Raw genomic sequence first — 9367 nt, 5'->3', positions numbered from 1 at the left:
AAAGCCCCGCGTCGTTGCCGATGCGGGGCTCCGGGAAGCGCGGCGCGGGGGGCCACGCCGCGCATCCAAGCTCGCTCAGAAGCGGTAGCCGAGGCCGGCCAGCACCTGGTGGCGCTCCACGCCCTGCGCGGCGTTGGTGTAGCGATACTCGACCTTGCCATAATAGTGGCCGAAGGTCCGCTCCACGCCCGCGCCGAGGCGGATGCCGTCGACGTTGTCGGCAAAGCGCGCCTTGCCGGCGGTGGTGATGACGCGGCTGTTGTCATAGCCGACCTTGCCGTACAGCAGGGTCGAGGGAGCGACGACATAGCCGAGGCGCGCACCGGCATAGAAATCGCGGCCGCCCTTCACACCAGCGAGCGCCGAGCTCTTCTTGGTGGTGGTGCCGGTGATTTCGCCATCAACGCCGACGACGATGTTGCCGCGCTGCAGGTCATAGCCCGCTGCGCCGCCATAGACGAAGCCCGACGCGTCCGGACCCTTGGTCTCGATACGGTCCCAGCCGCCGACGACTTCGACGCGCGGACCCTGGAAGGTCGCGTCCTGCGCCAGGGCGGGGGTTGCGGAGGCCATGAGGGCGAGCGCCGTCGCTGCGAAAATACGCATGATGTGATACCTTTGGACTGATTACTTGTTATAACCGGATGGCCATCCAGGCGCCCCAAATAGGCACTGCGTTCGCGGGTGCAATATGACAAATGCGTTACATCGACGTGTGTTGCGCAAATGCAACGGTTAGCGCTGCCGTAGCGTCATGCAAGTGAAGTTGAAAGTCGGTTCAGGTTCGCTTGACCGGGCTGCCTCGGGCGGATTATCGCCGCTCCAAACATTCGGAGGGAATCGTCGATGGACAAGCTCTACCCCAACGCGAACGCAGCGCTGGAAGGGCTGCTGTTCGACGGGATGATGATCTGCGCGGGCGGTTTCGGCCTGTGCGGCATCCCCGAGCGGCTGATCGACGCGATCCAGGCCTCGGGCGTCAAGGATCTCACCATCGCTTCGAACAATGCCGGCATCGACAATGAAGGCCTGGGCAAGCTGCTGCGCAGTCGGCAGGTGAAGAAGATGATCTCCTCCTATGTCGGCGAGAACAAGGAGTTCGAGCGCCAGTACCTCTCCGGCGAGCTGGAGGTGGAATTCTGCCCGCAGGGCACGCTTGCCGAGCGTTGCCGGGCCGGCGGCGCGGGCATCCCCGGCTTCTACACCAAGACCGGCGTCGGCACGAAGGTCGCCGAGGGCAAGGAAGTGAAGGTCTTCGACGGCGAGGAATATATCCTCGAGCGCGGCATCCGCGCCGATCTGTCGATCGTTAAGGGCTGGAAGGCCGACGAAGCCGGCAACCTGATCTTCCGCAAGACCGCGCGCAACTTCAACCAGCCGATGGCCACCGCCAGCCATCTGTGCGTTGCCGAGGTGGAGGAAGTGGTGCCGGTCGGCAGCCTCGACCCCGACCAGATCCATTTGCCGGGCATCTATGTGAAGCGGCTGGTCGTCGGCGCGCCCTATGACAAGAAGATCGAGTTCCGCACCGTCCGTCCGCGCGAGGCGGCATGATCCGGTCCGCCCTGCTGCTGGCGGCTGCCGGCGTGGCGCTATCGGGCTGCATCGTCGACACCCATGTGGTGCAGGCGCCGCCGGTGCAGGCTGCCCCGGCGGGCGGCGTGCCGGCGGGGATGCAGTATCTCTACGGCTCGGGCGAAGCGGCGGCGCTGAGCGCGCAGGCCTATGCCGCGCTGGTCGATCATGTCCGCGCGCGCATGGCCAAGGACGATCCTAGGGGCAGCGGCCCGCGCACCTCGGTGGTGCTGGCGCCCGGCGCGACGCTGGCGAGCCCGCGCTTCCAGTCGTGCGGCGACAAGCCGGCGGCGGCGGTGTTTGACGTCGACGAGACGTTGCTGCTCAACCTCGGCTATGAATCCTATGATGCCGAGCATGGCGGCGCCTATGACGCCGCGCGCTGGGATCGCTGGGAGAAGACCGGCGCGATGAAGGTCGCGGCGGTGCCCGGCGCGCTCGACGCGGTGCGGGCGCTGCGGGCGATGGGCGTGACGGTGATCTTCAACACCAACCGCGCCGCCGCCAATGCCGAGCAGACGGAAGCCGCGCTGACCTTCGCGGGGCTCGGCCCGGCCAGGCATGGCGAGACCCTGTTCCTCAAGGGCGATGTCGACGGCAAGTCCGGCAAGGACGGCCGCCGCGATGCGATTGCCCAGCGCTGGTGCGTGGTGGCGATGGGCGGCGACCAGCTCGGCGACTTTACCGACCTGTTCGCGGGGCTCATTCCGCCCGAGCGGCGCATGGCCGCGGCCAGCCCGGTGATCGGCTCGATGTGGGGCCGCGGCTGGTTCGTGCTGCCCAACCCCGTCTACGGAACCGGGCTCGGTTCCACCTATGACCAAACCTTCCCGTCGGCGACGCGCTGGACGGATCCGCAGGAGAAGCACTGATGGCCTGGACCCGCGACGACATGGCGGCGCGCGCCGCGAAGGAGCTGCAGGACGGCTTCTACGTCAACCTGGGCATCGGCATCCCGACCTTGGTGGCGAACCACATTCCGGCGGGCGTCGAGGTGACGCTCCAGTCCGAGAACGGCATGCTCGGCATCGGGCCGTTCCCGTATGAGGGCGACGAGGACCCGGACCTGATCAACGCCGGCAAGCAGACGATCAGCGAGCTGCCCAGTTCGGTCTATTTCAGCTCGGCGGACAGCTTCGCGATGATCCGCGGCGGGCATATCGACCTGACCGTGCTCGGCGCGATGGAAGTGAGCCAGGGCGGCGACATCGCCAACTGGATGATCCCGGGCAAGATGATCAAGGGCATGGGCGGCGCGATGGACCTGGTCGCCGGCGTGAAGAAGATCATCGTGGTGATGGAGCATACTGCCAAGGACGGCAGCCCCAAGTTCATTCCCGACTGCACCCTGCCGCTGACGGGGAAGAATGTGGTGGACATGATCATCACCGATCTCGCGGTGTTTTCGCGGGTGGATCACAGCTCGCCGTTCCGGCTGATCGAGCTGGCACCGGGGGTGACGGCGGAGGAAGTCGCGGCGAAGACCACGGCGGCGTATGAGGTTGCGCTGGCGACGGCGTGAGGGGCGGGGCGTTCGCCAAGAGACGCCCGCGTCGGCCCGTCAAACACCACCGTCATTCCCGCGAAGGCGGGAATCCATTTGCCAGGACGCCGGGGGAAAGAACCGCGCAACCAGCGCCAATGGATCCCCGCCTGCGCGGGGATGACGCAGTGATTTGGTCTCGCGCAATGTCCTGAATGAAAGTGGGACGGCGGGTACTGGTGGTTAGCTGCCGTTAGCGAGGTGGGGGTAATATGCTATGTAATCCGGGTGCGTGGCAAAAAGCGCGGCGAAGGTTTCGCCGTCCCTAAAGAACAACGTCAGCTGCCGCCCGAGATCGCCATAATCTTCGATGGCAATCGAAGCATTCAAAGCGCCATGTGGATCAGCGGTGGCCGCTAAGATCAGGCCTTTATCGCCCACATACTCGCCCTCAATAACGTTTGCGTGCGAAGCCGACGCATAGACGAGGGTCGGCGAGAAAGGACCAAACGCAACGCCCATCGGCGGGTCCAGATGCTCTATGGCGGCAGCGCCGATGAGCATGTCACCTTCGATCACGTTGACCTGCATGCGGCAGACTCCCACGTCGAATGAATGTCCGCAACTGGGGTGCTTTCCGTCACTTCGCCGGCACGCCCCGGCTGTCCCCCACCTCCAGCCAATATCCGTCGGGATCCTGCACATAGATCTGCCGCACGCCGTCGAAGCGGAGCTGCATCTTGCGCGGCTCGCCGGTGAAGTTGGTCCACACCAGATGATGCGCATCGAGCCATGCCGTCACCGTCGCGAGATCGTCGACATGGAGGGCCAGATGCTCGTCGCGGTTCGACGGCTTGGGCGCGGTGCGGCCGTCGAGGATGTGCAGCGCCATGCCGTGGCCGAGGTCCAGCCAGCGGCGGTTCTTGAGCGGGGTGGGGATCAGGCGCAGCCCGAATGCCTCGTGGTAGAAGGTCGCGCTGCGATCGATGTCCGACGCCTGGATCGCTACATGCTCGGCCTGGGCCGGAGCCACGGACGCCGTCTGGGCCGAGGCCGGCGCGGCGCCGAGCGGGGCGCCAAGGGCTAGCAGAAGTCCGGACGCGCGCATGGTCACCCACTCCGGAAGTTGGTCGATGTCTATCTTGCCGCGACCGCCGCGTCGCTGGCCAGCTTGTCGGCGCGCTCATTGTCCGGATGCCCGGCATGGCCCTTCACCCATTTCCACTCGACCCGGTGCGGCTTGGCGGCGGCGAGGAGTTCCTGCCAGAGATCGGCGTTCTTGACCGGCTTCTTGTCGGCGGTGCGCCAGCCATTCTTCATCCAGCCATGGATCCACTTGGTCAGGCCGTCCATCACATAGCGGCTGTCGGTGGAGAGCGTCACCCGGCACGGGCGCTTCAAGGCCCTCAGTCCCTCGATCGCCGCCATCAGCTCCATGCGGTTGTTGGTGGTGTGCGCCTCGCCGCCGGAGAGTTCCTTCTCGACATCGCCCATGCGCAGCAGCACGCCCCAGCCGCCACGGCCGGGATTGCCCTTGCACGCGCCGTCGGTCGCGATCTCGACATGCTGGAGCTCGCCAGTCATGCGAGCGCCGCCAGTGCCGAGGCATAGACATGCGCGCGGCGCCAGAAGGCCATCGGGTCCTTGCGCGTCACCAGCGCGTCGGCGGGGGTGTTGAGCCAGTCCCAGGCACGCGACAGGGTGAAGCGGATGCACGCGCCGGTCGCCAGCAGCGGCAGGATCGCGCGCTCCTGTTCCGTCAGCTTGTAGCTGGTCTCATAGCCCTGGAGCAGCGCTTCGGAGACATAGGGATCGAACTTTGCGCCCGTCGCATCGAATGCCCAGGCAGTGTGCATCACCGCAAGGTCGTAGAGCCGCAGATCGGTGGAGGCGAAGTAGAAGTCGATCAGCCCGGTCACCCGGTTGCCGAGCATCAGCACATTGTCCGGGAACAGGTCGGCATGGATCGCGCAGGTATCGAAGCCCCCGCGCGGCCAGGCCTTGGTGACGCGATCCAGCGCCTGGCCGAGTTCGTCGTACAGCCCCGGCGCGATTTCGTTGAGGCTGGTGCCGCAGCGCTCGAACAGCGGGCGCCAGGTGTCGACGCCCATCGAGTTGGGCCGGTCCTGCGGGAAGTCGGCGACGGCCTTGTGCATCTTGCCCATCGCCTCCGCTGCCGCGCGCGCCTGCGCCGGGGTGGGGTGGGAGACCGAGACGCCCGACAGGAACTGGATCAGGCAGGCCGGGCGGCCCTCCAGCGTGTGGATCAGCGTGCCATCGCGATCGGGCACTGCCGGGGGCACCGGCAGCCCGCGATCGGCGCAGTGATCGAGCAGCGCCATGAAATAGGGCAGGTCGCCCTGGTCGACGCGCTTTTCGTAGAGCGTCAGGATGAAGCGGCTCTTGGTGGTGTCGACCAGATAGTTGCTGTTCTCCACCCCCTCGGCGATGCCCTTGGCGGAGACCAGCTCGCCGACGTCGAAGCGCTCGAGAAACGCGGAGAGCGCCTCGGCCGAAACCTGCGTGTAGACGGCCATTACGCAGCCTCGAGTCCGCGGGGGAGCTTGAACACGACGCTTTCCTCGACCGTCTCGACCTCGCGCTCGGAGACCGCGAACTGCGTGCCGATCCGCTCGACCACTTCGCGCACGAGGATCTCGGGCGCCGAGGCACCGGCGCTGATGCCGACCTTCGCCACCCCCTCGAGCCAGGCGAAATCGATCTCGGCGGCGCGCTGGATCAGCACCGCGCGCGCGCCGCCGCGCTTGGCGACCTCGACCAGCCGCAGCGAGTTGGACGAATTGGGCGCGCCGATCACCAGCACCAGCTCGGCCTGCTCGGCGATCGCCTTCACCGCGCCCTGGCGGTTGGAGGTGGCGTAGCAGATGTCGTCGGCGCCGGGGGCGAGCATCGTCGGGAAGCGGCGCTTGAGGATGCCGAGCACGGCGGCGGTATCGTCCACGGACAGTGTGGTCTGGGTCAGGAAGGCGAGGTTCTCGGGATCGGGCACCACGACCGATTCGGCGTCGGCCTCGGTCTCGACCAGCGTCATCGAACCCTCGGGCACCTGGCCGAAGGTGCCGATCACCTCGGGATGGCCTTCGTGCCCCACGAACAGGATGTGGCGCCCGGCGGCGACATGGCGCTCGGCCTGGCGATGCACCTTGGAGACCAGCGGGCAGGTCGCGTCCAGATAGGAAAGGCCGCGCTGCTCGGCCTTGTGCGGCACCGCCTTGGGTACGCCGTGGGCGGAGAAGACCACCGGCACGCCGTCCGGCACATGGTCCAGCGTCTCGACGAACACGGCGCCCTTGGCGCGCAGATTCTCGACCACGAACTTGTTGTGGACGATCTCGTGCCGGACATAGACCGGCGCGCCATATTTCTCGATCGCGAGTTCGACGATGCGGATCGCGCGGTCGACGCCGGCGCAGAAGCCGCGGGGGGCTGCGATCAGCAGCTCCAGGGGACGCTTTTCGGTGTTTGCCATCGGGTGGAGCCTCTACGCGATTGCTTGCGCGGGCGGAAGGCGGTTCCTATGGTGCGCGCCGTTCCGGCCCCGGTCCGTGCGAGATGGGGGGCGGCTGTTCGGTTCGAAAGGTTGCCCACCCTTGTCTGTCGCGAAGTTCACCGTTCCCGCCCTGATCCTGCTCGCCGCCGGCGGCTGCGCTCGCACCGGCGAAATTACCGAGGGCGGCATCAGCGCGGTCCGCACCGCCTGCCCGACGGTGGCGATTCCGGCCGGCACCGGCGACGTGACGCTGTTCGACCCCGCGACCAGCCGCGAGGCGACCGCGATCGACGTGGTGGCGACGATCACCAACGTCCAGTCGACCTGCGATGATGCGGGCGCGCAGGTGGTGACCGGCATCAAGTTCGACGTGCTGGCGCGCCGCCGCGATGCGGGCCCGGCGCGCGACGTGGTGCTGCCCTATTTCCTCACCGTGGTGCGCGGCGGCACCCAGGTGGAGGCCAAGCGCGTCGCCAACATCACGCTGCACTTCGATGCCGGCCAGATCCGCGCCAGCGCGGTCGGCCAGGCGACGAGCAGCGTCTCGCACGCCGCGGCAACCCTGCCCGACGAGGTCCGCCGCCGCCTGACCGAGAAGCGCAAGGCCGGCGCGGAATCGGCCGCGACCGATCCGTTGAGCGATCCGGCGGTGCGTCGCTCGGTGCTGTCGGCGACGTTCGAGGCGCTGGTGGGATTTCAGCTGACCGACGAGCAGCTGAAGTACAACGCGACGCGGTGATCTTCTAAGTCCCCCTCCCGCTTGCGGGAGGGGCTAGGGGAGGGGATGGAGCGGCTGGGCGCTACTTCCACGTCGATCCCTCCCCCGACCCCTCCCGCAAGCGGGAGGGGAGCAGGTTCTGCCCAGATTTACCCTCAATCCCGATTGACTCCGACAAGCCCTGCCGCCAAGGCTCGCCAGCGTCGATGCCGGGCAACCGGCATGGGCATGCGCGGGAGAGAATCCGGTTCGCCGGATCGCCGAAGGAGCAACCGCCCCGGAATCTCTCAGGCACCGAGGACCGCGCAGGCCACGACACTCTGGAAAGCGAGACGGCCATAGCGGCTGGGCTCCACCGAAGGGGTAAGCCGGGCCCAAACCCGCGCGAAAGCTCTCAGGTTCCGTGACAGAGGGGGCGATGGTGTTGCGAAGGGCTTCGGCTCCATGCGCGCCGTTGAACCCTTGATGCCCGGAGTGCCCCGATGAGCGAAGCCGCCGAAGACACCGCCACCGACCTGCCGATCGAGACGCTGCCGCTCGACGCCTGGCACCGCGCGCGCGGCGGCCGGATGGTCCCGTTCGCGGGCTATGCGATGCCGGTCCAGTATGAAGGCATCATGGCCGAGCATCTCTGGACGCGCGAGCATGCCGGGCTGTTCGACGTCAGCCATATGGGCCAGCTGCTCTTCTCGGGCGTCGAGTTCGACGCCGGCCTCGAAAAGCTGTTGCCGGGCGACGTGAAGGGTCTGGGCGAGGGCCGGATGCGCTATTCGCTGCTGCTCAGCGAAGAGGGCGGCATCCATGACGACCTGATGATGACCCGCCTGCCCGCCGACAACGCCTTCGAGATCGAGGGCGGCACGATCTACATGGTCGTCAATGGCGCGACCAAGTGGGACGATCTGGGCGTGTTCCGCGAGTTCCTGCCCGACGAAGTGACGATCAACCATCTCGAGGACCAGGCGCTGCTGGCGCTGCAGGGGCCGGAGGCGGTCACCGCGCTCGCCCGCGTGCTGCCGGGCGTCGAGAAGCTGGTGTTCATGACCGCCGCGGCGTTCGAATGGAACGGCAATCCGCTCTGGGTCAGCCGCTCGGGCTATACCGGCGAGGACGGCTACGAGATTTCGCTGCCGGGCGAGGCGGCGGAGGCGTTCGCCGACGCGCTCACCGCGCAGCCGGAAGTGAAGCCGATCGGCCTGGGTGCGCGCGACTCGCTGCGCCTGGAAGCCGGGCTGCCACTCTACGGCCATGACCTCGATCTGGAGACCACGCCGGTCGCCGCCGATCTCGGCTTCGCGCTCTCGAAGCGCCGCCGCGAGGAAGGTGGCTTTGCCGGTGCCGAGCGCATCCTCGCCGAGCGCGAACAGGGCAGCGCGATGAAGCGCGTCGGCCTGATCGTCGAGGGCCGCCAGCCGGTGCGCGAGGGCGCGGCGGTGGTCGATGCTTCCGGCGCGGAAGTCGGCAAGGTCACTTCGGGCGGGTTTGCGCCCAGCGTACAGAAGCCGATCGCGATGGCCTATGTGCCGTCGGCCCTTGCAGCGGCCGGCACCAAGATTACGCTTGTCCAGCGGGGCAAGCAGCATTCCGCGGAGGTCGTTGCGATGCCCTTCGTACCCCACCGCTATGTCCGAAAGGGAGCGTGACATGAGCCGTTATTTTACCGAAGACCATGAGTGGATCGAAGTCGACGGCGACGTCGCGACGGTCGGCATCACCGAATATGCCCAGAGCCAGCTCGGCGACATCGTGTTCGTCGAAGTGCCCGACGAGGGCAAGGAACTGAGCAAGGGCGACGATGCCGCCGTTGTCGAGAGCGTGAAGGCGGCGTCGGACGTGTACGCGCCGGTATCGGGCACCGTCGTCGAGGGCAATGCCGACCTCGCCGACAACCCCGCGCTGGTGAACGAGGATCCGGAAGGCGAAGGCTGGTTCTTCAAGATGACGCTCAGCGACGAGAGTGAGCTGGAAGGCCTGATGAACGAGGCCAAGTACCAGGCGTTCGTAAGCAAGCTGTGATGTGACGTAGCCCCTCCCCTTCAGGGGAGGGGTTGGGGTGGGCGCGAGCGATTAGCGAGCGTCC

The 9367-nt window shown here is 67.1% G+C and carries 12 protein-coding genes and 1 riboswitch; of the genes, 6 read left to right on the top strand and 6 right to left on the bottom strand.

What is annotated here, in order from left to right; genetic code table 11:
* Positions 1-75: 75 nt before the first annotated feature.
* Positions 76-606 (bottom strand): outer membrane protein, encoded by a 531-nt coding sequence (locus SAZ01S_RS09645; protein WP_084582056.1) that lies wholly within the window; start codon positions 604-606, stop codon positions 76-78.
* A 240-nt stretch (positions 607-846) separates the two neighbouring features.
* Here SAZ01S_RS09645 and SAZ01S_RS09640 point away from each other — a divergent pair, with 240 nt between their 5' ends.
* Genes SAZ01S_RS09640 through SAZ01S_RS09630 form a run of 3 tightly spaced genes read left to right on the top strand, consistent with a single transcriptional unit; the run spans position 847 to position 3097 of the window.
* Positions 847-1554, top strand: coding sequence for a CoA transferase subunit A (locus SAZ01S_RS09640; RefSeq protein WP_084582055.1), 708 nt, complete (start codon positions 847-849; stop codon positions 1552-1554).
* Positions 1551-2447 carry an HAD family acid phosphatase gene (locus tag SAZ01S_RS09635; RefSeq protein WP_084582054.1) on the top strand — a complete coding sequence of 299 codons (897 nt, stop codon included), beginning with the start codon at positions 1551-1553 and terminating at the stop codon, positions 2445-2447. Before SAZ01S_RS09640 ends, SAZ01S_RS09635 begins: the two co-directional genes overlap by 4 nt.
* Positions 2447-3097, top strand: coding sequence for a CoA transferase subunit B (locus SAZ01S_RS09630; RefSeq protein WP_084582053.1), 651 nt, complete (start codon positions 2447-2449; stop codon positions 3095-3097). Before SAZ01S_RS09635 ends, SAZ01S_RS09630 begins: the two co-directional genes overlap by 1 nt.
* Positions 3098-3301: 204 nt before the next feature.
* Here the strand turns inward: SAZ01S_RS09630 and SAZ01S_RS09625 are convergent, their stop codons facing one another.
* Genes SAZ01S_RS09625 through ispH form a run of 5 tightly spaced genes read right to left on the bottom strand, consistent with a single transcriptional unit; the run spans position 3302 to position 6548 of the window.
* Entirely contained in the window at positions 3302-3649 is a 348-nt protein-coding gene (locus tag SAZ01S_RS09625) for a hypothetical protein (protein WP_084582052.1), read from the bottom strand.
* 49 nt (positions 3650-3698) lie between these two features.
* Entirely contained in the window at positions 3699-4166 is a 468-nt protein-coding gene (locus SAZ01S_RS09620; protein ID WP_084582051.1) for a VOC family protein, read from the bottom strand.
* Between the two features lie 29 nt (positions 4167-4195).
* Positions 4196-4642, bottom strand: a complete 447-nt coding sequence (gene rnhA / locus SAZ01S_RS09615; RefSeq protein WP_084582050.1) for a ribonuclease HI — start codon at positions 4640-4642, stop codon at positions 4196-4198.
* Positions 4639-5595: a homoserine kinase gene (gene thrB, locus SAZ01S_RS09610; protein ID WP_084582049.1), complete on the bottom strand. Its 957-nt coding sequence runs from the start codon at positions 5593-5595 to the stop codon at positions 4639-4641. The genes rnhA and thrB overlap by 4 nt, the downstream gene beginning before the upstream one ends.
* Complete coding sequence (gene ispH / locus SAZ01S_RS09605) at positions 5595-6548, bottom strand: 4-hydroxy-3-methylbut-2-enyl diphosphate reductase (RefSeq protein WP_084582048.1); 954 nt, start codon at positions 6546-6548, stop codon at positions 5595-5597. The genes thrB and ispH overlap by 1 nt, the downstream gene beginning before the upstream one ends.
* A 121-nt stretch (positions 6549-6669) precedes the next feature.
* On the opposite strand from ispH, the gene SAZ01S_RS09600 reads away from it, so the two are divergent.
* The 3 genes from SAZ01S_RS09600 to gcvH all read left to right on the top strand — a co-directional run bounded on the left by SAZ01S_RS09600 (position 6670) and on the right by gcvH (position 9303).
* Complete coding sequence (locus SAZ01S_RS09600; protein ID WP_084582047.1) at positions 6670-7308, top strand: hypothetical protein; 639 nt, start codon at positions 6670-6672, stop codon at positions 7306-7308.
* Between the two features lie 202 nt (positions 7309-7510).
* Positions 7511-7601: riboswitch (glycine riboswitch) on the top strand.
* 168 nt (positions 7602-7769) lie between these two features.
* Positions 7770-8930, top strand: coding sequence for a glycine cleavage system aminomethyltransferase GcvT (gene gcvT / locus SAZ01S_RS09595; RefSeq protein WP_084582046.1), 1161 nt, complete (start codon positions 7770-7772; stop codon positions 8928-8930).
* A gap of 1 nt (position 8931) precedes the next feature.
* Entirely contained in the window at positions 8932-9303 is a 372-nt protein-coding gene (gene gcvH, locus SAZ01S_RS09590; protein ID WP_084582045.1) for a glycine cleavage system protein GcvH, read from the top strand.
* The last annotated feature ends 64 nt before the right edge of the window (positions 9304-9367 follow it).

Source organism: Sphingomonas azotifigens NBRC 15497 (genome assembly GCF_002091475.1).
Lineage (GTDB): Bacteria > Pseudomonadota > Alphaproteobacteria > Sphingomonadales > Sphingomonadaceae > Sphingomonas > Sphingomonas azotifigens.
The sequence above is the reverse complement of the archived record's forward strand: the minus strand, read 5'-3'. Positions and strand labels throughout refer to the sequence as shown.

Coding starts and splice junctions, on each gene's coding strand:
- SAZ01S_RS09645 (WP_084582056.1), bottom strand. CDS start 606: ATGCGTATTTTCGCAGCGACGGCGCTCGCCCTCATGGCCTCCGCAACC.
- SAZ01S_RS09640 (WP_084582055.1), top strand. CDS start 847: ATGGACAAGCTCTACCCCAACGCGAACGCAGCGCTGGAAGGGCTGCTG.
- SAZ01S_RS09635 (WP_084582054.1), top strand. CDS start 1,551: ATGATCCGGTCCGCCCTGCTGCTGGCGGCTGCCGGCGTGGCGCTATCG.
- SAZ01S_RS09630 (WP_084582053.1), top strand. CDS start 2,447: ATGGCCTGGACCCGCGACGACATGGCGGCGCGCGCCGCGAAGGAGCTG.
- SAZ01S_RS09625 (WP_084582052.1), bottom strand. CDS start 3,649: ATGCAGGTCAACGTGATCGAAGGTGACATGCTCATCGGCGCTGCCGCC.
- SAZ01S_RS09620 (WP_084582051.1), bottom strand. CDS start 4,166: ATGCGCGCGTCCGGACTTCTGCTAGCCCTTGGCGCCCCGCTCGGCGCC.
- rnhA (WP_084582050.1), bottom strand. CDS start 4,642: ATGACTGGCGAGCTCCAGCATGTCGAGATCGCGACCGACGGCGCGTGC.
- thrB (WP_084582049.1), bottom strand. CDS start 5,595: ATGGCCGTCTACACGCAGGTTTCGGCCGAGGCGCTCTCCGCGTTTCTC.
- ispH (WP_084582048.1), bottom strand. CDS start 6,548: ATGGCAAACACCGAAAAGCGTCCCCTGGAGCTGCTGATCGCAGCCCCC.
- gcvT (WP_084582046.1), top strand. CDS start 7,770: ATGAGCGAAGCCGCCGAAGACACCGCCACCGACCTGCCGATCGAGACG.
- gcvH (WP_084582045.1), top strand. CDS start 8,932: ATGAGCCGTTATTTTACCGAAGACCATGAGTGGATCGAAGTCGACGGC.